Source organism: Mesorhizobium sp. P2_D6 (assembly GCF_056404315.1).
The window spans coordinates 1-23,672 of the sequence record NZ_JBFUEG010000033.1; the positions used below are offsets into that span (position 1 = coordinate 1).

The 23,672-nt window shown below is 60.6% G+C and carries 19 protein-coding genes and 2 pseudogenes; 8 read left to right on the plus strand and 13 right to left on the minus strand.

Annotation, left to right across the window (positions count from 1 at the left end; genetic code table 11):
* Positions 1–543: 543 nt before the first annotated feature.
* The 3 genes and pseudogenes from AC1D1L_RS32075 to AC1D1L_RS32085 form a co-directional block, all read right to left on the minus strand.
* Positions 544–1,599, minus strand: a pseudogene (locus AC1D1L_RS32075) (IS91 family transposase); the annotation flags it as partial.
* Positions 1,598–2,373 (minus strand): annotated as a pseudogene (locus AC1D1L_RS32080) (tyrosine-type recombinase/integrase); the annotation flags it as partial. The pseudogenes AC1D1L_RS32080 and AC1D1L_RS32075, both read right to left, overlap by 2 nt.
* Before the next feature lie 277 nt (positions 2,374–2,650).
* Positions 2,651–3,706, minus strand: coding sequence for a LacI family DNA-binding transcriptional regulator (locus tag AC1D1L_RS32085; RefSeq protein ID WP_477345495.1), 1,056 nt, complete (start codon positions 3,704–3,706; stop codon positions 2,651–2,653).
* A 177-nt stretch (positions 3,707–3,883) separates the two neighbouring features.
* On the opposite strand from AC1D1L_RS32085, the gene AC1D1L_RS32090 reads away from it, so the two are divergent.
* The 4 genes from AC1D1L_RS32090 (at position 3,884) to AC1D1L_RS32105 (ending at position 7,836) form a co-directional block, all read left to right on the plus strand.
* Positions 3,884–4,213, plus strand: coding sequence for a MoaF-related domain-containing protein (locus AC1D1L_RS32090; protein ID WP_477345496.1), 330 nt, complete (start codon positions 3,884–3,886; stop codon positions 4,211–4,213).
* A 33-nt stretch (positions 4,214–4,246) separates the two neighbouring features.
* Positions 4,247–4,633, plus strand: a complete 387-nt coding sequence (locus AC1D1L_RS32095) for a hypothetical protein (protein ID WP_477345498.1) — start codon at positions 4,247–4,249, stop codon at positions 4,631–4,633.
* Positions 4,634–4,776: 143 nt separating this feature from the next.
* Complete coding sequence (locus AC1D1L_RS32100; RefSeq protein ID WP_477345499.1) at positions 4,777–5,850, plus strand: DUF2817 domain-containing protein; 1,074 nt, start codon at positions 4,777–4,779, stop codon at positions 5,848–5,850.
* A 471-nt stretch (positions 5,851–6,321) separates the two neighbouring features.
* Positions 6,322–7,836 (plus strand): winged helix-turn-helix domain-containing protein, encoded by a 1,515-nt coding sequence (locus tag AC1D1L_RS32105; protein ID WP_477345501.1) that lies wholly within the window; start codon positions 6,322–6,324, stop codon positions 7,834–7,836.
* A gap of 35 nt (positions 7,837–7,871) precedes the next feature.
* On the opposite strand, the gene AC1D1L_RS32110 is transcribed toward AC1D1L_RS32105, so the two are convergent.
* The 3 genes from AC1D1L_RS32110 to AC1D1L_RS32120 all read right to left on the minus strand — a co-directional run bounded on the left by AC1D1L_RS32110 (position 7,872) and on the right by AC1D1L_RS32120 (position 9,600).
* Positions 7,872–8,459, minus strand: a complete 588-nt coding sequence (locus AC1D1L_RS32110; protein WP_477345503.1) for a GNAT family N-acetyltransferase — start codon at positions 8,457–8,459, stop codon at positions 7,872–7,874.
* Positions 8,460–8,743: 284 nt separating this feature from the next.
* Positions 8,744–9,226 (minus strand): hypothetical protein, encoded by a 483-nt coding sequence (locus tag AC1D1L_RS32115; protein ID WP_477345505.1) that lies wholly within the window; start codon positions 9,224–9,226, stop codon positions 8,744–8,746.
* A 191-nt stretch (positions 9,227–9,417) separates the two neighbouring features.
* A complete protein-coding gene (locus AC1D1L_RS32120; protein WP_477345507.1) occupies positions 9,418–9,600 on the minus strand; it encodes a hypothetical protein in 183 nt (60 codons plus the stop codon).
* A gap of 782 nt (positions 9,601–10,382) precedes the next feature.
* On the opposite strand from AC1D1L_RS32120, the gene AC1D1L_RS32125 reads away from it, so the two are divergent.
* A complete protein-coding gene (locus AC1D1L_RS32125; RefSeq protein WP_477345509.1) occupies positions 10,383–10,787 on the plus strand; it encodes an MAPEG family protein in 405 nt (134 codons plus the stop codon).
* A gap of 447 nt (positions 10,788–11,234) precedes the next feature.
* Here AC1D1L_RS32125 and AC1D1L_RS32130 read toward each other — a convergent pair whose 3' ends face one another.
* Positions 11,235–11,942 carry a winged helix-turn-helix transcriptional regulator gene (locus AC1D1L_RS32130; RefSeq protein ID WP_477345511.1) on the minus strand — a complete coding sequence of 236 codons (708 nt, stop codon included), beginning with the start codon at positions 11,940–11,942 and terminating at the stop codon, positions 11,235–11,237.
* Positions 11,943–12,511: 569 nt separating this feature from the next.
* Here AC1D1L_RS32130 and AC1D1L_RS32135 point away from each other — a divergent pair.
* Positions 12,512–13,528 carry a 2-keto-4-pentenoate hydratase gene (locus AC1D1L_RS32135; protein ID WP_477345513.1) on the plus strand — a complete coding sequence of 339 codons (1,017 nt, stop codon included), beginning with the start codon at positions 12,512–12,514 and terminating at the stop codon, positions 13,526–13,528.
* A 133-nt stretch (positions 13,529–13,661) separates the two neighbouring features.
* Here the strand turns inward: AC1D1L_RS32135 and AC1D1L_RS32140 are convergent, their stop codons facing one another.
* Positions 13,662–14,702, minus strand: coding sequence for a medium chain dehydrogenase/reductase family protein (locus tag AC1D1L_RS32140; protein WP_477345515.1), 1,041 nt, complete (start codon positions 14,700–14,702; stop codon positions 13,662–13,664).
* 342 nt (positions 14,703–15,044) lie between these two features.
* On the opposite strand from AC1D1L_RS32140, the gene AC1D1L_RS32145 reads away from it, so the two are divergent.
* The gene (locus AC1D1L_RS32145) at positions 15,045–16,067 is read left to right on the plus strand and encodes an IS110 family RNA-guided transposase (protein WP_477345526.1); all 1,023 of its coding nucleotides are present in this window, start codon (positions 15,045–15,047) and stop codon (positions 16,065–16,067) included.
* 976 nt (positions 16,068–17,043) lie between these two features.
* Here AC1D1L_RS32145 and AC1D1L_RS32150 read toward each other — a convergent pair.
* Positions 17,044–18,312 carry an FAD-dependent oxidoreductase gene (locus AC1D1L_RS32150; RefSeq protein ID WP_477345517.1) on the minus strand — a complete coding sequence of 423 codons (1,269 nt, stop codon included), beginning with the start codon at positions 18,310–18,312 and terminating at the stop codon, positions 17,044–17,046.
* A gap of 761 nt (positions 18,313–19,073) precedes the next feature.
* On the opposite strand from AC1D1L_RS32150, the gene AC1D1L_RS32155 reads away from it, so the two are divergent.
* The gene (locus tag AC1D1L_RS32155) at positions 19,074–20,435 is read left to right on the plus strand and encodes an FAD-binding oxidoreductase (protein WP_477345519.1); all 1,362 of its coding nucleotides are present in this window, start codon (positions 19,074–19,076) and stop codon (positions 20,433–20,435) included.
* Here AC1D1L_RS32155 and AC1D1L_RS32160 read toward each other — a convergent pair.
* The 4 genes from AC1D1L_RS32160 to AC1D1L_RS32175 form a co-directional block, all read right to left on the minus strand.
* Positions 20,353–20,886, minus strand: a complete 534-nt coding sequence (locus AC1D1L_RS32160) for a hypothetical protein (RefSeq protein WP_477345528.1) — start codon at positions 20,884–20,886, stop codon at positions 20,353–20,355. The two genes, AC1D1L_RS32155 and AC1D1L_RS32160, sit on opposite strands and share 83 nt — an antisense overlap.
* Positions 20,786–21,130, minus strand: coding sequence for a hypothetical protein (locus AC1D1L_RS32165; protein WP_477345520.1), 345 nt, complete (start codon positions 21,128–21,130; stop codon positions 20,786–20,788). Before AC1D1L_RS32165 ends, AC1D1L_RS32160 begins: the two co-directional genes overlap by 101 nt.
* 352 nt (positions 21,131–21,482) lie before the next feature.
* Positions 21,483–23,009 carry a winged helix-turn-helix domain-containing tetratricopeptide repeat protein gene (locus AC1D1L_RS32170; RefSeq protein WP_477345522.1) on the minus strand — a complete coding sequence of 509 codons (1,527 nt, stop codon included), beginning with the start codon at positions 23,007–23,009 and terminating at the stop codon, positions 21,483–21,485.
* A gap of 444 nt (positions 23,010–23,453) precedes the next feature.
* Positions 23,454–23,672 (minus strand): IS30 family transposase (locus tag AC1D1L_RS32175; RefSeq protein ID WP_477345524.1); only part of this gene is annotated, 219 nt, incomplete at its 5' end.

The following is a 23,672-nucleotide window of genomic DNA, read 5'->3' on the forward strand; positions in this document are numbered from 1 at the left end:
GATCCCAGAATTCTCCTCCCAGAATTCTCCACTGCCAGATACGTGGCCAAGGAGCCGCTGTTTCGCATCGAAGACCGCCAGCATCTAGCTGAAGGCATGCGCAAAGCGGGCTTGCCGGAATGACCGCTTTGGGTCGGCCAAGGCTTCAGTCCTTCTGACAGTTGCGTCCGCTATCGTTCTTCCGACGCCAAAAGCCGCCATTCCGCTTGCGCGAAGAGTTTCGGGCGCCGGCAGGCGTACGAAAGTCCCCGAGGAAGGAACCCGCGGGCTACAGGCGACGGCTATGGAGATTTCGATCTGCGGCTGATGTCGGCGATGGCTGGGATGTCGCCAGGGAGGGCGGAGATGGATGCCGACAGGCCGCTTCGTTGCGCCTCCAGGCGATGTTGTCGGCCCGGCACGCTGCTGGGCGCGGCTCTGTCGGCGTTGATGATCACCTTGGACACGCGTGGATCCGGTGCCGGAGGCCGATAGCCTGCGGCTGAATGCTGGATGATACCATGCCGGGTCATGGGCGTTCTCCGGGTTCGGTGTCGATTTGTCCGGGGGCCCGCGCGGCTGCCTCCATCGGTCGAAGGTCTCGATGACGATCATGCGTCCGCCGCAGCAGGGGCATGGTGGGCGGAAGTCGTCCGGTCCTTCCGTGGTGTCGCCATCGGACGGTGCGGCGACGTTCAGGAGTTTGCGCGCAAGCGCGAGGCTGGCCTTGCGAGCGGAGCCGGCAAGCAGGCCGTAGTGTCGGATGCGATGGAAGCCACGGGGGAGGACATGGAGCAGGAAGCGGCGGATGAACTCGTCGGTGGCGAGCGTCATGACCTGCTGCCGCTCGGCGCCAGGGCGACGATAATCCTTGTAGCGGAAGGTGACGCTGTTCTTGTCGAAGGCGATCAGGCGGCTGTTCGAGATCGCGACCCGGTGCGTGTAGCGCGACAGGTAGGCGAGCACGGCTTCAGGTCCCGCGAATGGTGCCTTGGCGTAAACTACCCAGCGCTTCCTCCTGACGGGAGCGAGGTGGCGCAGGAATGCCAGCCGGTCGGTGAGGTGCGCCATTGATCCGAAGAAGCTGAGCCGGCCGGCGTCGTACAGGGCGACCAGACGGGTGAGGAACAGGCGGCGGAACAGCTTGCCGAGTACCCTCACCGGAAGCAGGAATGCCGGGCGCGACGATATCCAGCGGCTTCCGTCTGGCGCGATGCCGCCGCCCGGCACGATCATGTGCACGTGCGGATGGTGCGTCATCGCCGAACCCCAGGTGTGGAGCACGGCAGTGATGCCGATGCGCGCGCCGAGATGCTTCCGATCTGCCGCGATGGTCAGCATCGTCTCCGACGCTGCCTTGAACAGCAGGTCGTAGACCGCCGCCTTGTTGTGGAAGGCGATGTCGGCGACCTCGGCCGGCAGCGTGAACACAACGTGGAAGTAGCCGACCGGCAGTAGGTCGGCCTGGCGCTCGGCCAACCATGTCCGCGCCGCTGCGCCCTGACACTTCGGGCAGTGCCGGTTGCGGCAGGAGTTGTAGGCGATGTGCCACTGGCCGCAGTCCTCGCAGGCCTCGACGTGGCCGCCAAGGGCCGCGGTGCGGCAGTGCTCGATCGCCGACCTGGATGATCCGGATGTCGGTGCCGTCCTCCAGCAGGTGGGTGGCGAAGCTGTGACGCAGCGTGTGCGGCCCGACCCGCTTGGCGATGTCGGCGGCCTGTGCTGCCTCGACGACCACGCGATAGAGTTGGCGGGTGCTGATGGGCTTCATCGCATGCTGCCCCGGGAACAGCCAGCCGTCGCGATGCATCACGCCCTGCTGACGTCCGACCTTCCACCACTCACGCAGAAGCGTGAGCCGGTCCTCCGAGAGCATGGCGTTGCGATAGCGCCCGCCCTTGCCACGCTCGACGCGCAGCAGCATGCGCTCGCTGTCGATGTCGGCAACCTTCAGCATCGAAACCTCGGCGACACGCAGGCCCGCGCCATAGGCAACCGACAGTGCGGCCTGGTGCTTGAGGCAGGTGGTGGCGTTGAGCAGCCGGGCCACCTCGTCGCGACTGAGCACCACGGGCAGGTTGCGCGGATGCGACAGCCGGACAAGCCTGCGCGCCAGGTCCGGGCGGTCGAGCGTTTGGTGAAGAAGAAGCGCAGCGCCGACACGATGCTGTTCATCGTCGGCACGGGAACGCCGTCTGCCTGCTGCTCGATCTGGAACCGGCGCAGGTCATCGGCGGTAGCGGTGTCCGGTGAACGCCCGAGGAATGTCGCCAGGCGTCCGATGTCGCGGAGATAGTTGCGCTGCGTCTCGCGTGAGAAGCGCCGCATGTTCATGTCGTCGATCAGCCGCTGGCGCAGCGGGCTGACGGGTGCATCGAGAACGGGATGGTGCATGGTCAGGCTCCTTGTTGAAGAAGCCCGCCATGCTCTGCTCCAGCCGAACCCCGCTCAACGCGGGCGCAACGACCGGCTCTTGATCTCTACCTCAACCGCAGGCGCCCTCCCGCGCAGCGGGTTCGTTCTCCGGCCCAAAAGCAGCTAGGCCGCTTTGCGCCTCATCTCGGCCGTATAAGTCAGCTTTGCGGCTTCCTGAAAGCTGACGTCGTAAGCGACCACGCTGGAGGTCGCGGTTGCCTGCTGTGAGTCACGTCGATGTAAGAGGTGGCCCGACCTAATCGCGCGGTCGAGTGGTCGAGCCGCGGACCAAGAGTTCGACCGGTATGACCACTTGGCTCGGGGCGCCGTTTGCAAACACCATCCTGGCGGCAAGTCTCCCCTTCCCGACAACGTCTTGGGCCACTGTCGTGAGCGGAGGCGTGGTGCGCGAAGACTCTGCGGTGCCATCGAAGCCGACGATCGACATGTGCTCGGGTATCTTGATATTGCGCCGACGCGCTTCGTCCAGGACGGTGATTGCCTGCCAGTCCGACATAGTCAAGATCGCCGTTGCTTGCGGAACCCGGTCGAATACGATCGCTCCTGCCGAAGGCTCACCTGGAGTCGTCTCGATGATCGGGACATTGTCGATTGACAGACCGAGTTCAGCCAAGCCCTGGGCGAAGCCGAAGAGTCTCTCGTGATCGAGTTGAAAACCGGCAGAGATAGCGCGCGGAGCACTGCCGGGCAAATGGACGATAGGCGGCCCCGATGTGCGCCGAATGGACAGGATTGCAAAACGCTGATGTCCAAGAGCAGCCAGATGCCTGATGGCCGCCAGCGCCCCGCTCCTGCCGTCTATCCGGATCGAATTGACGTCAGGACCGGCATCGCTTTCGAGGATGACGAAGGGCAGCCGCCGGCGCCGTAAAGAAGCGATCAACTCAATGTCCGCGCTGTGGCCCAGGATGAAGCCGTCAACCAAGGCCTCGCGAATGGTGGAGATGCGCGTTTCGTCCGTACCATTGACCAAACTCAGCGTCGCTCCAGCCTCGTCACAAGCAAGCGAAACGCCAAGCACCAGCTCCCGCAGATATGGGCTCCTGATCATGTCGGCAATTGCATATGCACCCGGGGGGATCAGTCCGATGGCATTGAACTTACCGTCGCGCAGCACGCGTCCTCTCGGGTCGGGGCCATCGTAACCAAGCTGGCGCGCCGCGGCCTCGACGCGCTGACGCAGATCGGACCGCACCAGGTCCGGATGGTTGAATACATTGGAGACAGTACCGCGGGAGACTCCCGCGACCCTGCCGACATCGGCGAGCGTAGGCATTTTGGAAGCATTCATTTCCCTCAGTTAGACAATTTTTTGGAGCGCTCCAAGTTTTTTCTTGACGCCAAGCCTCACTTGTTGGAAATTGACTTTGGAGCGCTCCAAAGATTGAAAAATTGCAGGGTTTCGGCATCTGTGCCGAAACCATCGGCCAAGCGTGCCGGATTTCGCAAATCGTCAAGGAGGGTTAGGATGGTTACGACCAATGGTGCTCCGACCTCGCTCGTCGGAAAGACTTTTGATTGCTCGTTCGGAGAGTTCGTACCGAGGTTGACGGTCCTGTCGCCGACCGAATTGCGGGTGCAGGCGACGATCGGCGCTACCGAGATCGACGAGGTCGTTAAGAGCAATCTGACCGGCGTTCGACCCGGACTTTTCATCATGAGCTGGACCGAGCGAGGCGGCAACTTCGTCGTGCAGGTTCAAGATCACGAGAACCAGATCGTTCATAACTATGCGCGACTGGCGGACGGGCAACAGTTCTGCGCGCAAGGCACAATTCGAACGGTGGCGACGGCGTGAGGGCAGCCTGTGTATCTGAGAGGAGATTACGCCATGACCACCAACATGATCGACCAGACCGACCCACTGCAGTGGGACCCCAACCTTGACGCCGTGATCGCGGCGCCGGCAAACCACAAGGTATTGTTTGAGAATGACCGGCTACGTGTGCTTGAGGTGATCCTCGAGCCCGACGAGGAAGAGCCGACACATCACCACCGTTGGCCTTCAGTATTCGTATTCGATCAGGTGGAAGGCCCTATCCACGACTTCGCGCCGGATGGAACCATGATGCCGCCTAATCGAGATGTCATCCAGGCGGTCCAGGCATGGGACGGCCAAGGCTGTCTCGTGGTGCATATGGCCCCCCAACCGGCGGGTCGCGTGCTCAACGCTTCGAGCAAGACCCTGCATGGTATCCGTGTCGAGATGAAGTCATGATCCTGCCCACTGGTATTCCTGCGCGCTGAACGTCCACTTCTCATGATTCGCTCGCGGGCGGCGCGGCGATCGTTGCAGCGCTGTCTTGCAGCGTCTTCGCCCACCTGTCACGATCGAGCCTGCGCTCGCAAGGAGGGAGACCGATGGAGAGCTTCTCCGACAGCTACGCTGAAGCTCGCGGCAAGTTTCTCCTCGCATGCGCCGACGCTGGGGCGCGGGTTACGACCTATCCGCGCGAAGGGCTACTGGGCGAGACCGGCGAGGTGCTTGCGACCGACGTCGCCTGCCTCGGACCCGAGGCGGCGCAGCGCGCAGCGATCGTCATTTGTGGCACGCACGGCTCAGAAGCTTTTTCCGGCTCGGCGATCCTGACCCGCTGGCTTTCAGGCCGGAATGACAGGCCGCCGGACGTCGGGCTCGTGTTCGTCCACGCGATCAATCCTTGGGCCTTCTCGCACCGCACGCGAACAGACGAGAACAATGTCGACATTAACCGCAACTTCTTGGCCGCACATGCCGGCCCGGCGCCGGAAAGCCCGGCCTATGATGCAGCCGTCCACCTGTTGCACGCCGATCCCTCGGACGCTGCGATCGCGCTTGCACTGCATCGCGCCTACAGGGCTCATTTCGAGACTAACGGTTGGGCGCAAGAAGCCCAGATATGGCAGGGGCAGTGGCATCGGCCCGAAGGCCTGATGTATGGCGGCCGGGCAGCGAGCTGGTCGAATGTCACATTCCGCCGGATCGTGCGCGAGCATCTTTCCCGAGCGACCACGATCGGCTTTATCGACTGGCACACTGGGATCGGCCAGTTTGGTGAGATCGTGCACCTAATCTTCGACGAGTCCGGAAGCTTGGAGCATCGCACGGCGGCCGGTTGGTGGGGGCTCGCGGCGAAGGAGGACGGCGCCTTCAAAACGGGTACTAAGCCGAAATATCGCGGACTACTCTGCCAAGCGATCCGGCAGGAGCGCCCGGATGCGCAGATCGCCGGCGGGGTGATCGAGTTCGGCACGGCCGATGATTATCAGATATTCCGCGGCGACCTGATCGACCGTTGGCTACGCTTCGAAGGCGGCGACCATCCCGATGCCAAAGCGCTACGGGCTGCCCATGTCGATACCTGTTGTCCGCGCGATATCTCTTGGCGCCGACTAGTGGAGGTGCGGGGCCCAGAACTGATCGACCAGCTGCTGGCAGGGGTTGCAGGATGGTGAGGGGTCGGGATCGGACGTCGAGCACCCAGCGCCCCCTACCGCGACGATATCTCAGAATGGCTGGACCACAGCAGGGTCTGGCCTGATCGCGCGGACGACTCGGTCCGCGCGCGGAATTTCCTTCCTGGCCAATCAGCGATCCTCCGCGCTAAACGCAACCTCGCTCCAAGGCGACAAGCGCGCTGCTGAGTCATCAGAGCCTGATGCTTTCTATAGTCGGCCAAATACCGATCAAGCGCGTTTTGGAACTCAGCCTCTCGCCCAGACAGAACAATCATAGAGGGTCTGGCTAGATTGCTATCAGGATCATGGTTGGAGGGGATTTCGGTCATCGCTGGCTCTCCCTTTGCGGGAGGAAGATGACCGGGCCGTTGACGCGAGTCTTTGAGCGCTCGCTAAATAGTTCCGAAAGGCGGCGAAAAGTTATAAACAGTTCTCATATCTGGGCAGCAGCTTGTGTTTGGACCTTTCGTGCTTGACGCGCAGGCGGGCTCATTGCTCTGCCGGGGGGAACCTGTCGCGATAAGCTACCGCGCCGTTCGCTTGCTGGCTGCTCTCCTTGAACGTTCGGGCGAAGTGCTGAGCAAGTCGGATCTCATCGAGGCGGCGTGGCAGGGGGCCGCAGTCGAAGAAGGCAATCTTGCGGTCCAGATTTCGGCGTTGCGGAAGCTGCTGGGACAACCACCCAGCGGCAAAGACTGGATCGCGACGGTTCCCCGTGTGGGCTATCGCTTCACAGGTCCCATTGATTGCTCGGCAACCTCAGCCTCCCATCGCGCGATGAGAATTCAAGACACGCAGGCCGACAGTCGGCCCTCAATCGCCGTGCTCCCGTTTTCCAATCTCAGTGATGATGCCTCCCAAGACTATTTTGCGGACGGGGTGGTGGCCGACATCATTACCGGCCTGTCGAGGACCAAGTGGCTGCTGGTGATCGCTCGCAACTCCAGCTTTGTTTACAAGGGCAAGTCCGTTGATATTCGTAAAGCCGGGAGCGAACTAGGTGCCCGCTACGTGTTGGAAGGTGGGGTGCGAAAGGCCGGCAATCGACTGCGAATCAATGCGGAGCTTGTGGATGCCGCCACTGGTGCACACCTTTGGGCCGAGCGCTTTGACGGGGAACTGATGGACGTTTTCGAACTGCAGGACGCCATCACCGAAAAGGTGGTTGCTGTCGTCGAGCCGAGCGTCCAAAAATCCGAGATAGAGCGGGCTAGGCGTAAGCATCCCGAAAGCCTGGATGCCTACGATCTATACCTTCGAGCTGTGCCATACACAGCGTCGCAGATGCCTGCCGATGCGCGCTTCGCCATGGAGTACCTGGAGAGCGCCCTGCGCATTGATCCCAACTATGCGGCAGCCCATGCCCTGCTTTCATGGTGTCACGAATGGTGCTTCGCGCGGGCCGGTTTTGGCCCGGCCGATAAGTTGGCGGCAATTGAACATGCTCGTGCAGCGCTTGTCAGCAGTACGGATGACGCCACCGCACTCGCAGTCGCGGGTTTTGTCACGACGATGCTGAGCAAGGATCATGCCGCAGGCCTGACCGCGACCGAGCGTGCTCTTCGCCTGAACCCCTCTTGCGCCACGGCGATGTATCTCGGTTCGCTCACAAACGCGTTCGCGGGCCGTCCGGCTGTGGCGACCGCTCTGGCAGAGCGGGCGTTACGGCTAAGCCCCTTCGACTTCCTCGCCTACCAGGCTCACTTTGCGCTAGGCGCGGCAGCGATTCAGAATAGTCGGTATGCCGATGGGGCCTTGCATTTGCAGACAGCGCTGCAGCTCAATTCCAACTTGAGTTCGATCTACTTCGCTGCTGGGGCTGCACTGGCTATGTCCGGTCAGCTGTCCGATGCCCGGTCCTTGGCCCGAGTTGGTCTGCAGATGGAACCGACGTTCCGGTACCGGATGTTCTCTGAGCTCATGGTCTCGGAACTCGCGGACAAGCTCGGCGAGGGCTGTCAAAGATTAGGCCTACCTAAGTAGCAGATATCCCCCGCCAGGGGTTTGCGAGTTTCGGGTTAGCGGGGTTCGCGTATCATTGGGAACAACGGTGGCGAATCGCCTGATCGAATCTCTCCCAACACCCGAAAGCCATGGCGCTCATAGAGCTGCCGGTTGGCGGGGCTGGTTGCTTCAAGATAGGCGGGTTGCTGATCGCGGTCGCAAGCAACCAGCCCATGCCGCATCAATTCCGTTCCGTATCCCCGCCCCTGAGACACGGGATCAACCCCAATCAAGGGAAGGTACCAGTGGGGTTCATGGGGATGATAAGCGGCCATCTGTTCAAACACAAACAGCAGCTCGCCAAGCTTCGGCTCAGACATGTTTTGCGCAAAGAGTTCACCTATCGGCCCATCGTCCGGTTGAACCCCCGGCGGCAACCACTGTGCCACGCCGGAAAAATCGCCAATGACATGGGCCGAGCCGTGGTCAAAAGACTTCCCGCCAAAGAGAGTCACCAGTGGCATGAACGTATTTATGTACTGAAGCGGGTCAGGCCAGGCCCAGCGCGCCACCGGATCGGCGCTGAACGCCATCGTCATGGCAGCTTCAAACCGATCCTTGTCCGATCTGGTGGCCGGGCGGATATCTAGCGCACAGTCCATGGCGCGTCTCGTTTGAATTGTCTTCGGGAAAGGCTCCTCCCGCGCCGATTAATTTATATGCATATTAGTGGTCACGCAACTAAGCCTATCGGGCCGTAGAGGGCGAGCGATGCCTGAAAAGTCGGTGACAACCTCATCGTGAGCGTCTCGAGAAGCCGCACTGGCGCACAATCCTGAGCACCAAGGTCAAGGGATAAGCCGAGGCGCTTGAACAGGCCATGCTTCAGGGCGGCGTAAATCGCAGATCGAGGAGATCACGCCGAAGTCCAAGAGACGCTAGGTCGTTACTTCTTCTTCGGTGTCTGAGGTGGCACTAGTGTGACATAAGGTGTCCTCGGCTCCTTGCCGGGCTCCCGGTAAAACGGGGCCAACTCGCCGGGAGGTCCGAGTGATTTGATGCAAAGATACACCGAACGCAAGTCGCTGTCGCTCATGGCCTGGACTTGGTACCAGGGCATTGGCGGCAAATTGACCTTGTTCTTGAGGTGGTCGACCCATTTGTCCTCGTTAAAGCCCATCGCCAAGTCCCTGAGGTTTGCTGCATAGGTCGTGCCCCATGGACCCTGCCAGCCAAGGGAAGAGCCTTTCAATGCTTTCTCCGGGTCGATTTTCCCATCGGCCTCACGGTATCCTTCCGTGTGGCAGAAATGGCAGCCACCTATGATCGAAATATACAAGCCGCGTTCGACGGAAACTCCATCGGCCGCCAGCAGGCTGGAAGGCACGATGCACAGAGCGCCGGCCGCAAAAATATCGATTGTTCGCATATTCGCTGCCTCCCATGACTGATTGCCGCCCATCATACGCGGCGAATAGCGGCCCGACTGTCGCTCGGGGCTGACCTACTGGCTATCGGGCCTACATTCTGTCACTGCCGGCTGGCATAAATATTAGCAGTTTCTTATAGATGCTCGTGATAATTTTAGCGGCGATCAGGTGAGCCTGAAGCGCTGAAATTTTAGCTGCCGCCTGCTTTGCTGAATACAACTGTGCCGTCGTCTTTGCGAACTTCAACCGCCACGATACCGGACTTTCGATCTGGAAACGTCGACAGCGCGTGGTCCCGCGCAGCCTTCTCGGTATCGAAGGGCGTCTTCTCCACGATGCCCTTTTTACCGTACCAGATCACCGTGTAGGTCACCGCCGCGGCGCTCCCTCGACAGGCGCTTTGATCTTGCTAGCCAGCAATTCAACGGGTGCATCCGGCCCTTTGACGGCAGAGTGAAGCGCAGCAACAGCGGCCGCCAGATGGTCTTCACGTTTGCCATCGTCGTTCGCTAGATCGGTGCGCTGGGGCAGCGACATCAGCGAACTATGCGCCTTGTCGCTGCATCGGTCTATGGCCACGGTAGGCTCAAGCCCTGAAACCGAAGGCAGCAGACCGGGCGGGACAGGTGCTCAAAGCCCCAGGATATGAAACCGGGAAAACCATCCTGTTCACCGTACCGCCACGCCCGGTTGACGCGGTCTGCAGCAGTCAAAGGAACGCCGGCCCCAAACAATCGTTCCCCTCACCGGGGAGTGGTGCCGGACACCACGTTATCAGCCTCGCAGCGTAAATTCGCTTATGCTAATGTTCATTGCGCGCTTCTCCCTGAGGGGATCCCACCCGCGCGCCTCTTTAGCGCCGGCCGGCCGAGCCACTCCTAGTTTGACTCTGGTCGAAGCCGGCGCCCTTTCGTAGCCAGAACGCCACAGGCGGGCGCCAGGGCAAGCCACAAAAGGCCACATATCGGAACCAGGCGCCCTACCGATCAGCGTCTGCTTTCGCAGGGCGGTTCTCGAAAGCCGCCCGACTTGAATCGGCCAAAAGCTGTCGGTCAGCAATGCGCCTTTAGTGCGCCATTGGCCCCCCCCAACGCATAGCGTTAGACTAGTTGATCGGGCTACGACGACCGAGACTGTTAGCAACGGGGACGGCACATGTCGGTGACTGCTTTTGCATTGACTGGATTCATCTCGTGGGCATTGGGGCTGCTGATCGTGATGGAAGTGATCCGGACGTATCTGGTGATTTCTGGACAGGTCGCAGCAAACGGCTTTACGCCAGACAACGCAGCTCTTTCTCCCTTTATGCAGAGGTTAGCCCGTGCCCACGCCAACTGCATAGAAGGGCTTCCAATCTTCGGAGGCCTGCTCGGAGTCGCGATCATTATTTCGAAGACAGATGTCACTGATCCACTGGCCTCTACACTGTTGGGCGCGCGGATAGTGCAGTCGATAATTCACCTCGTCTCCACGACCCAGATCGCGGTCAGTCTCAGGTTCTCTGCGTTCGCCGTGCAAATGGTGATTGGTGCGTATTGGGCCTGGGCGCTGTTCAGGTAAAGAGTGCTGCCGCTTCAGAGCCCCGCCGCGGCGGCCAGGGATAAGAAAACGAGGGCCGTAGATCGTCAATCCTTGCGCTTCAGGTTCGGACTGGGCGCTGGCTTCACTTTGGATCACACGGGTGAGCGCGGCCAAGGGCCGATGCTGCTCTTAGCCAGGAGGGCAGCCAATGCCGCTGAGCTTCCCGGGTAGCTCTATTCGACCAGCGATGTGATTAAGGGATTCGTCCCGACCTGAAGCCGTTGCCCGCCACTCCAGCAATGACAGCTTTGAGCGTACCGATGTTGGCCGGGTTTCTTGAAGAATCCGGCGCCGGACGCATCTCCCGACCGCCTGCCGACCGAGTCCAACCGTAGCCACCAGCTGCTGATCACTCGTATAACGCAGCCTCTATAGTAAGCGCTATACAGGCGAGCATCCGCTCGGAGGCCGCAACCTCAGTATCGTTCAAGAAAGCGGGACGATCCCTTCGAGTGCCGCATAGACCGACGGTCGCAGCCAACGGTTGATGCTGCGGGCAAGGCCGGGGTCGCCGCTCAGGAAAAGGCCGCCCCTTTCTTTCTCGCGCTCGATGCTTGAGCGGCCCTCCAGGATGGCCCCCAGCGAAACAACGCCTGTCTCGACGTAAAGGTCGACGTCCCGGCGCGGGTCGGCCGAGCATAGCTCGGGCACATTCGCGCCCGGCTCGACCACAAGCCAGTAATGAGGGTACTTCGGCGGGGGATCGTCGCGGAAATGGAAGCGGATGACGGCACGTCGCCTCGGCAGCTCAGCGAGGTCGATCTTTCGCCGCACCAACCACATCAGGGTGGAAACATCCACGTCGGCAAGCGCGACCTCAGCCTCGATGTTGCATTGCGCCCATTCCGCCAGCGCGTTCATCGCGGGCTCGAGCTTGATCGACTTCTCGGTGCGGAAATAGGCGATGGTGCCCGACGCTTCGTCCTCGATGCGCTCGACTAGGCCCAACGCTTCCATCTCCTTGAGCCGCCTCGACAAGAGGGCGGACGAGATGTTGCCTACTCCCTTGCGAATGTCGTTGAAGCGGGTCGAGCCGTTCCAAAGCTCTGTCAGGATTTGGATCGTCCAGCGGGGCTCCAGGAACTCGCAGGCACGCGAGATCGGGCAGAGCAATCCGTAAGGCCGTCGCGTCATGGCTGAACGCTCCTCAGCCGCAAGTTAGGCCTTCAGGAGGGCAAAGGCCAGTTCACAATCTGAAGCTGAACGCTTCCGAAGCTGCGCTGGCGACTTACCCTCTTCTGCCGTCATGTTGATCTTCTTTCGCGCAACCTCGACCAACGGAGGATACCATGACCAGGCATAACGCGGCACAAGCGACACTAACCCAGACCGCACGGCGCGTGCCGGGGACTTCTCTTCATCCGTTCGAACGCCTGCTTGCCCTTGTCCATGAGTGGCGGACCCGCCGCGAGATAGAGCGCTCGCTTGGCCGGCTGTCCCATTTCCACTTGCGCGACGTTGGCTTGATAAAATTTGACATCGAAGCGGCCTGCTCCGACAGCTTCGATCGATCCGCCTCTCGCGCGCTCATGAGCGTAGCGCAGAAGCGATCAGGCAATTGGTAAAGGCCGCCAACGGACCTCTGCGGTGACTGATGCGACCTCCAGCCTGAAGATTAGCAATCTCTAATGTGATATGCCGGCTGCGAGGGGATTTCCCTGGAGACCAGATGGTCCGCGTTCCCCCCTCATGTAAAGTCTTCGATGGCCAATGACCTGGAAAGAGGAAAACCCATCGAGGTTGCTTGGCTTTCCGGTCGTATGCATCAACTGGGCATGAAATTGGGAGTGGCCCACACCCGGCCACACGGCGGTGTTCCGAGCGCTCCATCTCCATGCAGCCGGGACCCAACGCAAGAACTCCATCCCGTGAATCATTGTCTATGCGCTTTTGTGGAAGGACGTAGTGGACAAAACTTGGAGCACCGCTCAGTTCAGCCAGGAATTGGTCGCCCTTTGGCGCACGGGAGATCAGGCCGAACCGTTCTCCCGACGCTTCGCGCATTTCGATCTTTCCGCCGCCTACGATGTCGTGGCGGAAGTCGCACGACTGAAACGAGAGCTTGGAGACCGACCGTTGGACGCAAGAGCGGTTTCACGAATCGGTCAATTTGGGGCCAGCTTGGCATCGCCGCTCCGATCTGGAATTTCATTTATGACACGACCGTAAGTGACACTGTCGCGGAGCCGTCCATCAATCTTTACCGAATGCCAAAACCTCGGATCGAGCCGGAAATGGTCCTTCACCTCACGTCGGCTCCAGTTCCAGGTATGTCGACAGCTGATCTTTTGGAATGTATCGATTGGGTGGCGCCAGCCTTCGAGATCGTCTTTTCAATCTTCGCGAACTGGAAGTTTACAGTAGCGGACGCGGCAGCCGCATATGGAGTTCATGGAGCTCTCATTTTGAGCGAACGCTTTCATCTGACGGGCTCCCAACCTGAGCGAGACGAACAGCTTCATTCCTTCACAGTCGAGTTGCAAAGCGAGGCCGGCGACCTAAGACAAGGACGCGCAACTGATGTCCTTGGCGGTCCCTTGGAGGCTTTGAAATTTCTAACAGAGGAAATCGCGCATCGACCAGAATGCGAACCGCTGCAGCCGCGAGAACTTATCACCACGGGAACGCTGACCGAGGCAATGCCGGTCAAGGCAGGGGACGTATGGAGCGCAAGGTTTGGCGGAATTCCGGTGTCGCCCATAACGTTGAAAATCGAATAGCCCGGACCGAGCACTCCAGGCTACTTCTACGTTAGATCTTTTCGCCAGTCCGTTGTCTGATACGCGAGACCTGCTCGATTTGCGGCGTTGCGGGCCCAAGACAGGCTGTCGCTTCGGGCGCCATTTCAGACTACTAGTCCGAGGAATTGCAGAGCAGCACGAGCTTGCCCCTGACGCCGCCCCGACCGAGCAGTTCCTGGGCGCGAAGAGCCTCGGTCAATGGCATCCGCTCGGCCACCATCGGCTTGATCTTCCCGTTGCGAAGCAACTCGAGCAAGGTGCCGAGATCTTCGCGGAACCAAGCGGGCTTCCACCGCTTCAAATATTGTATGCTGTAGGGGAGTATGCGTCGTCGGCCAGGTGAAACGAAAGCGCGGACCGCGTACCACGCCGGTCGCAATATCCCGCGAAGACGATAGCGCAAGCCTCCTGCCAGTTGGCCCTTCTGCAGAAATGAAGTGAAGCCGTAGGCTATGACGCGACCACCAGGCGTCAGAGCCCGAAACGACCGCCAGACATTGGCTTCGCCGACCCCGTCAAAGACGACATCCACGCCGTCGTCTGTCAGGCGATGGATCTCTTTGACGAAGTCGGCCCGCTCGTAGTCGATCGGCGTGGCACCGGAATGGGATACGATCTGATGAACTGCATGAGATGCAGTCCCATACATCTCCAGACCTGCCAGGCGGCCAAGTTGCAGCAGAGCCGTGCCGACTCCGCCGGCCGCGCCATGAATGAGGACCCGTTGACCCGGTGAGACATGCCCAAGTCGATGCATCATCTGATAGGCCGTAACATAGTTCAGCACGAGGCTAACTGCCTCGGCCGGATCAACACCAGTTGGGACCGGAGTGAGTTCATCTTCCGGCAGGCAGATGAATTGCGCGTAGCCACCATGAATGGGCAGCGCCGCAACCATTTTGCCAACCATCGCATGGGACGCTCCGTCTCCGGCCTCGTCCACGATGCCTACAATGTCCCATCCTGGCGTGAACGGCAGGGTCGTCTTTTCCGGATGAATCCCCTCCCGCATCAATAGCTCCGCGAACGAGACGCCAGCGGTGATCGTTCGCACCCGCAGCTCACCCGATGCCGGATGGGGCGCCTCTTCCTCCACGATCTCCAGAACTTCAGGTCCGCCATAGTGGCGAACAACGACGCGAAGAGACTTCATGGCGGGCTCAGTCCAGATCGGACTCCTCTCAGGCAACTCAGACGAAAAGGTAGCGCGCGCGGGTATGAAGCGATTTGCTCCAGATCAAACCCACCAGAAATCGGTCGCCGCCCGCGAATAGCTGCTATTTGCGCACGTGCTACGCAGCCTCGACAGGAGCAGGTCAGACGCCATTGGGCGCGAGTGGAAACAAGTACCGTTTGGGCTCACAGGTTAAACCTCCGATGTCCTCGTTTGTCCTCGTTGTGAAGCCGAATGCAGACCTTCCGCTTCTGATGCGGTGGACGGCTCTCCTCCCTTCCTGCGGTATGATCGCGGGATTAGAGCTGGAGGAGCGCTATGATGAAGAACGTTACGACGATCGGTCTGGATATTGCGAAGTCCGTGTTTCAAGTCCACGGCGTGGATGCGGCTGGCGAGGTTGCAGTTCGCAGGAAGCTGACCCGTGGGCGTGTGCTGGCATTCTTCGAGAGTTTGCAGCGATGCCTTGTCGGGATCGAGGCGTGCAGTTCGTCGCATTATTGGGCTCGCGAGCTAATCGCACGAGGCCATGATGTGCGTCTGCTGCCGGCACAGTACGTGAAGCCCTATTTGAAGCGGCAGAAGAACGATGCGGCCGATGCGGAGGCCATCTGCGAGGCAGTGAGCCGGCCGACCATGCGCTTCGTGCCGGTGAAGTCGCCGGCGCAGCAGAGCGTGATGATGCTGCACCGGGTCCGATTGATGCTCAACCGCCAGCGCACGCAGATATCGAACGCCTTGCGGGCGCATCTGTCCGAGTTCGGGGTCGTGGCGCCGATCGGGCGGAATGGGATCGAGCAACTGCTTGTCGTCATCAATGATGAGACCGATCAGAGGGTGCCGGCCGATGCACGGCTGTGCCTTCGCATGCTTGAGGCCCAGCTCAGCGTCGTGAAGGAACAGATCCTGGAGAACGATCGCCGGGTTCGAGCTAGTGCGCGTGAGACCGAGCTTGGTCGCCGGTTGATGGAGATACCGGGCGTCGGTCCGCTGCTGGCGAGTGCTTTCGTCGCCACGATCGCCGATGCACATGCATTCAAGTCGGGCCGCTGCCTGTCGGCCTGGATCGGGCTGGTGCCCAAGCAGAACTCCAGCGGAGGCAAGGAGAAGCTCGGCAGCATCTCCAAGGCCGGCAATCGCTACCTGCGCCAGATGCTCGTGGTCGGCGCCATGGCGGTCATCCGCTATGCCGAGCGGAACGGGACCAGGCGGCCATGGCTTGTACAGCTGATGACCCGGCGAACAACAAAGGTTGCAGCGGTTGCACTAGCGAACAAGACCGCCCGGATGGTCTGGGCATTGATGACCAGTGGCGAGCGCTACAGGGAGCCGGTCGTCGCGTAAAACGAGACCAGGCGAACGATCGCCAACGAGGTTGGGAAGGGCGGACAGGAGCTAATGCACAAAGCCGGTTGATACCGCCGGATCGGGAAAACCCACTGGGGCCGTGCACTTCGAGTGCGAGCTTCCGATCGGGACCTGACACGCGCGAATGGCATTATGGCCAGCGGCACATGAAAGGCCGCACCTATAGGTCGGATACATGGCCGCACCAACCAGCAACGGCAAAAGCTCAAAGAACCCCTTGCCAACGGAGAGCCGTCCATACACGGCCCCTTAACGCCCTTTCCGCGCCTCCCTGCATGCTGACCCCAAGCCCCATTGAGCCAGACTGACCACGGATTCGTAGTAGCGGCTCCACGGTCTGGTTTGGAAACCTCGCCATAAGCCGGAACCAGCCCGACAACACCGCGAGAATCGTGGTGACCGCCAGCCACAGCGATACAAAGAATAGCGGGAAGAAATCCGCAAATTGCTCGATCAAGCTGTTCAACTGATTCGGCCTTCAGCGCCTGCCCTGCCGACAAGGCGGTAGCTGGAAATAGCCTCGGTGGGCAACAGGCGGGTTGTGATGTGGTAAACGATCCGCCCGCGGCAGTGCCGGGCCCCCCATTGCCGCTACACCTGCCGCCTTAAGCAGGTCCTAGCGCAAACTATTCCGCCAGTCCGCGCCGGAATCCCTGTAGGCCTCAATTAATGTAGGACACTATCAGCATGACTAATCCGCCGGGCGGCGATCCGAGGCGTATACAAATCCGGTCTTGGGAGTGCAGTGCCTCGTGCTCCCATGGTCAGGCCTCGACCATCGACGTCTCGTGCTGCGACATGTCAATTGAACAAGCCGAGTTTACAGTTATTGCTCCCGGAACGCCTGTCTTCGGTTTCCCACTTCCTCACCAACTTGACCCTTTCGGCGCGCGTCAGCTTGGAAAGGTCCTCCGAGCTCTCCGGCGTAGGTCTGACGCACGCGCCGGCGATCTCATATCTCCCCGAAATAGCGGGCACGCGCCTGGTCGTCTGACGGCGCCTCTGGCCCTAACCCTATTGCATCCGGAACGCGCGTCGGATCGCGGGCAAAAAGCGTGAAGGCATGCTCTCGTCGTTTATCGGCTACCTCTCCGCGTTCGAACAGCAAGGTTGTCTGCATGGCCTCTAGGCCTCGCATCCGGCCGTAGAAATCATCATGGTCCTGGGCATAGGCCTCTGCCGCCGAACGCCAGTCGGAGCTCTCCAGCAATCGGTCCTTCAGCAGCCGGACGTCCCGAAGGGTCCGTGACAGGCCCCTGCCCCAGGCGGGGTCTGAGGCGGCGGCGGTATCGCCAACCAGAACGGCCCCGTCGCGAAAAGGGCTATCGACCCAGCGATGCGACCCGTCGAAGCTCGCGAACGGGCCTGCCTGCTGTGCCTGGTCGAACCAATGGCTGGGAGCGCCCGCCGCCTTAAGCTGCCGTATCATTTCATCCACCGAACGGGTGCCGGACAGACGCTTCGGCAGCACGTCTTTGTGATAGATGAGATATATGCGGTTGCGCTTGGGCGCGATGCGCATGGCGATCACCATCCGCCCGCCCTTGGGATCATAGAAGAGGTTGATCGTATTTGCCGATGGTTTCGCCTCGCCGGCGAGGAACTCCGAGCAGTTGACATCGCCTTCCAGGATCATGCCCGCCGTAACGAGTTGCTCCGGGTCGTTCCTTACCTTGAAGCCGAGAAGCGACCGCATTCGCGAATCCCGACCGTCCGCCAACACGACCAGGCGAGCAGAGAGACCTTTGGCGTCGTCACCCAAGTGAACTCGTGGCCCATCTGCAAATGTCACGGCGGATGCCCGGTTCCCCCGCCTGACCTCGGCTCCCAGCACTTCGGCATGTCTGAGGAGAACAGTTTGCATCTCCGGGTGAGGAAATGTCACGCAGCACGTCGCAGCGGGGGTCGTTGCAAGCAGATCCCGCGTCACGGGCGAGGAGCCATTAATTGAAAAGTAGCCCGCCTCGATAGCGCAGCTTTCAAGAAGCAAATCGTAGATCCCCAAGCGTTTCGCCTCGAGACTTCCCCAAGGCATCAGAACCTCGCCGCGGATGCGGTCCCTGAACTCCTCCTGCTGTTCGACGATGAGAATCCTGATTCTGCGGCCGGCAAGGGCGATGGCAAGCGAAGAAGCCGCCAGACCGCCGCCGACAATGATCAGGTCGTAGTCAACCATGGCGCCATTGGGCAAAGGAGTTTCGCCGTTTGTTCCCGCCGACATTGCACGCACCGACCAATATTTGATTATGCTAATATGATGTGCCCGCGCGGTTCCCGTGTCAAATTCCGGCGGCCTGCAGTCCTGTTTGGACGTTGCGCGAGTTCCTTTCGTGACCTGGAAGATTCAGCGATGGATGAGCCGCAGGAGCACCTACGATAGCCATGATTTGCCGAGCAGCCCATGTCAGAACCTGGGCGCTCGAAGTTTCGATCACTGCGCGCCGTTCAACAGGCCAACCCGCACCGTCGATCATCTTGGGTTGCTCTCTACCGCCCAGGGACCTCTCCGATCGTGGCGCAATCGACGACGGGTCGTGAATGTATAACCAGGTAACGGCGGGCCCCGGAAAATCGCCTCTGGACGATCTGACGGATCGACCCGGTCGTGTTGACCACGGCCGAACCCGTCGGATTGGTCATGAAGCTGGCAAGCGGCTCCACAGTGCCGCTCCGTCGGGGTTTGCCGATAGCACCAGCTGGTAGGGATGCTTCGTTGCTCATCATAGCGCTCCTCCATCTCTGATCCCGCGAACATACCGCAGGGAGGGAGGAGAGCCGTCCACCGCATCAGAAGCGGACTGGCGGGTTCTGATTTCCCGATCTGGCAGGGCGGACATTGATTTCCGCACGACCACTGTCGTGGACCCGACTTTTGCAGTCCTCGTGTGATTGCCTTCGCTGCTCGGGCCGCAGTGTGTTACGAACGAAATCAAGTACAAGCGGGGATTTGGGTTCGCAATTCACGGCATGGGGGGGAACTGAATGCTACTGGCGCGGATTTCCAAGGAATTTGAGACTGCCGAGCCGAACTGCACCGTCATTGGCCCTCATCAACCCGAATACGAACTGCTGCGTAAGGTATGGAACGGCACGGTAGATCGGCGACCTGCCGTGATTGTCCGCCCCGCAACGGTCGCCCACGTGGCAAAGGCCGTGCAGATTGCGGCTGAATATGGTGCTCTGGTGGCAATCAGGTGCGGTGGCCATAGCTTCCCCGGCTTGTCGACCTGTGATGGCGGAATCGTCCTCGATCTGTCGGCAATGAACCATGTCGTCGTCGACCCCGTGTCCCGCACCGCCGAAGTCGAAGGCGGTGCATTGCTTGGGCATCTGGATATCGCAGGCGCCGCTGCCGGACTCGTAACCCCGGCTGGGGTCGTTTCGCATACAGGGGTTGCAGGGCTCACGTTGGGCGGCGGCATGGGATGGTTGAGCCGGCGCTTTGGCCTGACGATCGACAATCTGCTGAGCGTGGACCTCGTCACTGCCGAGGGTGGCGCATTGCATACGAGTCAGGACATTGAGCCTGATCTTTTCTGGGGCATTCGCGGGGGCGGCGGCAATTTCGGAGTGGTAACGAAGTTCCGCTTCAAGATGCACCCTCTTGGACCGGTCCTGGTCGGCCGCTGGAGCTATCCGCGTCAGGCGTTCGACACCGTTCTGCGAGGCTATCGTGATCTTGCGGCCGAAGCACCGCGTGAACTGACGACAGCCTTCACAATGACATCGACAACCATCTCCGTGAGCGCTTTCTGGTCCGGATCGTCGGACAACTCCAGCGTAGCCATTCAACCCTATGGATCATTGGCACGGGCCGATGCCAGCATGGTCGGCGGTCAGACATATCTCGAATTGCAAACCCGCAACGACTCGCACTTTGCGTGGGGCCGGCGCTACTACGCCAAGGGCGGATTCCTGGGTGACATCGACGATCAGGTCATCAACTGCCTCCTGGATTCAATCGCGACTGCGCCAACGCCGGATTCGGAATTCTACGTGCTGCAACTTGGCGGCGCGATAAGTGACGTCGACGAGGCTGCCACGGCCTATTCGGGGCGGGCTGCGAAGTTTTACTGGATTGCCGAGCCAGTTTGGGACAACCCCATCGACGACTCCCGTTGCATCGCATGGGGACGAAAGGCAGGCGGCCGTCTGGCGGCGATGTCTCAAGCCGGCAATTATCTGAATGAGCAGGCGGATACCGGCATAGATGTCTCGTATAATGCCTACGGCGCAGAAAAATACAACCGCCTTGCGGCGCTCAAAGCTCGCTTCGATCCCTCAAATCTCTTCCGGCTAAACCAGAATATTGAACCGAAGCCTTCACTCGTTGCGCTTCAGTAAGTCTGCTCGCCATTCGTTCGAGACATTCGACCGCCTTGCCGTCGTTCATTCCCGTCCCCTCACAACCAGCAGCCCCTGCCAGGGGCTGGTCGATCAGTTCCGGGCCACGCACCTCCACCAGTCGGCGCCAAGAGATATCGCGCGGGCAGAAGGTGTCGAAATGGGCAGCACGCAGCGCCTTTGCATCGGGATGATCGCGGCCTTCGAAGCGCAGCCAACGGTCGATCAGATCGCCGCGGAAGATCTGATAGTCGTCGATCGCCGAACGACTGCATGACTTAAAGGAAGTCCATATTCCCCTTAGGAGAGCCTCCCGCGGGCGCCATAGGATGCGTTCGATGCCTCGCAAATCAAAATCCGTCGGGAGGAGCAAAGAAGCAGTTTGCGTGATCTTCGGCTGGGTGCAAGCAAATGTGAAAATGGCTGTCTCCGGACGGAAGGGTGTCGCCATACGGAATTCGGAAAAAATGTTGCCTTGTGACGAGGTGATGGTCGCCCGGATTGAGCAGCACTCTGAAACCATCAGGGCCGGTGCTCACACTGGTATTCGGAATTTCCTGGCAATCGCCTCTCTCTTGGTCGCCTCGGCAGCAAGCGGGTGGATAGGTCCATCCCGATTCGGTGTCGTGGGCGCCAGCGCCATTCCAGCAAGACAGCATCGCTAGGATAGCTGAGAAACACCAAGCGCGATTCATCAGTCGTGTTCCGGCGGACAGCAGGTGGCAAATCCGCCGGCAAGTGTGAGCGAAGTCCTGCCGGATGTAACGAAAGGACTCCGATCAAAGGGCGATATTTCCCCGATCGGCATCTTAGCAGGGCTCGGAACTCAGGTTAACAAAATGGCATTGAATGGCCCCGCTCGTAGCCCAAGCCAAGGAGAGGCTCCCTTCCATCTCCCGGAAAGCGTTTCCGATGCGCGTCATGCGAGTCGTCGCCTTGCCGCGTTCAACCCCACGTCGCAATAAGAACGCACCGAGGAGGCTGGAGAGAACCGGCGGCTTGTGACAGCGCTGCACCTGCGCGCGGTTCGGTCCGCGCTGGGCTAGCTCATTCAGGAAGCCCTGCCGTTCGCAAGGCTGTTGCCAGCGCGTCCATCAAGTAGGGCCGAAACAGGTTCGTTCGCACGTAGCCGCCGACCGAGAAATTCGGCGCCACCTCGATCAGTCGTCGTGCCGCAGAGTGCGCGGCTTCGACATTGCCAAGGCCGACATGGCTGGCCGCGAGATAGGCGTAAGGGATGCTGAAGCCGGGATTGGCCCGGACCGCCAGAGCGGCGTATCTGGCCGCGTCGGCAAAGGCTTCGGCAAAGAGATGGGTCAGGGCGAGTGCGCAGTAGGGATGGTAGCTCAGCGGATCGTCGAGCGGGCTCAGGCGCAGCGCCTTGTGCGCATGTTCCACCGACCGCTGGTGTCGCTCGCTGTGGGCACTGACCAAAGCGCTGAAGCCAAAGGCCAAGGCCGAATTGTGGTTCAATGCGAGGGCCCGGTCGAGCACCTCGAGGGCCATGTCGTAGTCCTGGGTGAGGTTCGCGCGGACGAACGCGCCGATGCTCATCGCCTGCGGGTCGTCGCTGTTAATGCCTAACGCAATGTCGGCGTGGTTGAGTGCGGCCGCCTTGTCTGCGGGATCCAAACCGTTGCGGAGGTAGCGCTGCTCGTAACACCATGCGGCGTAGCCATGCGCAGCGACATAGTCCGGCTGAAGCTCGATCGAGCGCGCCAGCAGTTGCAGGGCCTTGTCCGTCTCGACGGGCGTGTTCGCATGCGCGTGCGGCAGGGCCCGAAGGTAGAGATCGTACGCGTCCAGATTTTCGGGCCGCTTGCGGCGCGCGCGCTCGATCTCCGCACGACGGACACTCGGTTCGATCGAGCCCACGATCTGCTCGGTCAACCGATCCTGGAGTTCGAACACGTCCGTTGCCGCGCCCTCGAACCTGTCGGCCCAGACATGCGTGGCCGTTGCACCGTCGACAAGCTGGGCATTCATCCTAAGTCTCCCCCCGGACTGCCGCAAGCTGCCCTGCAGCAGGTAGCGAACGCGTAGTTCAGCGGCGATTGTGCGCGGATCGGCCTTCTCGCCCCTGAAGCCGAAGGAGGAATTGCGTGCGATGACGAACAGGCCCGGGATCTTCGAGAGGTTGGTGATGATGTCCTCGACCAGGCCATCGGCGAAGTAATCATGCGGCTCGTCGCCGCTCATGGTGGCGAACGGCAGCACGGCGATCGAAGCGCCGCCGAGCGCACTCTCGTCGCCACCCTCCAGCGACAGGCGGTAGCCCCGCCGCGAGACGGTGGCCAAGACCGCATGCCGTTGGTCGCCGAGCGCTCGCCGGATCTCGTGGATGCATTGAACGAGACTGTCGTCGGTAACGGCGGCGCCTCCCCAGACGGCTTCAAGCAGCTCGGCCTTGCTGACCAGCCTGTTCGCGTTCTGGACGAGGTGGCGAAGGACCGCAAAGGCCTGCGGCCTCAGGGCGATTGCGTCGCCGTTGCCAAGACGGAGCGTCTCGCCTTCAAGGTCAACGACAACCTTGTCGTTGAGGACAAGGGTGGCAGTTGTTGGCGAACCGACCATGACGATCCCCCGTGTGACGGATTCCGTCGCCTAGTATACACTAGGACTTCGCCGACGGCTCTCCATCCTTTCAGGGCTCTGGCCGGCGCAATTTCGGCAAACGATCGGAACTCGCCCGTTACTCGGACGAGGGTCGTCGCAACGAAGCACGACCGCGCAAGAGGGGATAAACGATGTCTGCCACCCGATCTTGTCCGGTCGCTCCGCGATCGCTGCGCGACGCTACTGGTAGCCGCCAGTTGCGGTTCGGTGCTTCCCGGGTCGACCGCGGCGGGTGAGTGTGACTTTTATGGAATGAGGGGCCCCGTTTTGGAGTGCGCCCCTGAAACCCTCGATAAGACCGCCTCTCGCCCCAGTCGCTAGCAAGATTCATTTGGCACGGCAGCTTTGGAGAAGTTTCAATGGCGCACTGAATGACCGATATAAGGCGGTGGGTTCAATAGGTCATTGCAACACCTTCTGTAGCCTATCGGCCGGCGTTTCGAAGTCCAGGGTTTTTCGGGGTCGCTGATTGAGCCGCAGGGCGACGGCGTTGAGTTGGTCCTGCGAGACGTGGGAGAAGTTGGTAGCTCTGGGGAAATACTGCCTGAGCAGACCGTTGGTATTTTCGTTGCTGCCGCGCTGCCAGGGACTGCGCGGATCGCAGAAGTAGACCTGTAGGTC

Bases quoted from the DNA above. Each gene is read 5' to 3' on its own strand.
- AC1D1L_RS32140 (WP_477345515.1), bottom strand. From the start codon at position 14,702: ATGAAGTCTCTTCGCGTCGTTGTTCGCCACTATGGCGGACCTGAAGTT.
- AC1D1L_RS32170 (WP_477345522.1), bottom strand. From the start codon at position 23,009: ATGGTCGGTTCGCCAACAACTGCCACCCTTGTCCTCAACGACAAGGTT.
- AC1D1L_RS32130 (WP_477345511.1), bottom strand. From the start codon at position 11,942: ATGACGCGACGGCCTTACGGATTGCTCTGCCCGATCTCGCGTGCCTGC.
- AC1D1L_RS32110 (WP_477345503.1), bottom strand. From the start codon at position 8,459: ATGGACTGTGCGCTAGATATCCGCCCGGCCACCAGATCGGACAAGGAT.
- AC1D1L_RS32155 (WP_477345519.1), top strand. From the start codon at position 19,074: ATGCTACTGGCGCGGATTTCCAAGGAATTTGAGACTGCCGAGCCGAAC.
- AC1D1L_RS32090 (WP_477345496.1), top strand. From the start codon at position 3,884: ATGGTTACGACCAATGGTGCTCCGACCTCGCTCGTCGGAAAGACTTTT.
- AC1D1L_RS32145 (WP_477345526.1), top strand. From the start codon at position 15,045: ATGAAGAACGTTACGACGATCGGTCTGGATATTGCGAAGTCCGTGTTT.
- AC1D1L_RS32165 (WP_477345520.1), bottom strand. From the start codon at position 21,130: ATGAATCGCGCTTGGTGTTTCTCAGCTATCCTAGCGATGCTGTCTTGC.
- AC1D1L_RS32100 (WP_477345499.1), top strand. From the start codon at position 4,777: ATGGAGAGCTTCTCCGACAGCTACGCTGAAGCTCGCGGCAAGTTTCTC.
- AC1D1L_RS32115 (WP_477345505.1), bottom strand. From the start codon at position 9,226: ATGCGAACAATCGATATTTTTGCGGCCGGCGCTCTGTGCATCGTGCCT.
- AC1D1L_RS32125 (WP_477345509.1), top strand. From the start codon at position 10,383: ATGTCGGTGACTGCTTTTGCATTGACTGGATTCATCTCGTGGGCATTG.
- AC1D1L_RS32085 (WP_477345495.1), bottom strand. From the start codon at position 3,706: ATGAATGCTTCCAAAATGCCTACGCTCGCCGATGTCGGCAGGGTCGCG.
- AC1D1L_RS32095 (WP_477345498.1), top strand. From the start codon at position 4,247: ATGACCACCAACATGATCGACCAGACCGACCCACTGCAGTGGGACCCC.
- AC1D1L_RS32135 (WP_477345513.1), top strand. From the start codon at position 12,512: ATGGCCAATGACCTGGAAAGAGGAAAACCCATCGAGGTTGCTTGGCTT.
- AC1D1L_RS32150 (WP_477345517.1), bottom strand. From the start codon at position 18,312: ATGTCGGCGGGAACAAACGGCGAAACTCCTTTGCCCAATGGCGCCATG.
- AC1D1L_RS32160 (WP_477345528.1), bottom strand. From the start codon at position 20,886: ATGGCGACACCCTTCCGTCCGGAGACAGCCATTTTCACATTTGCTTGC.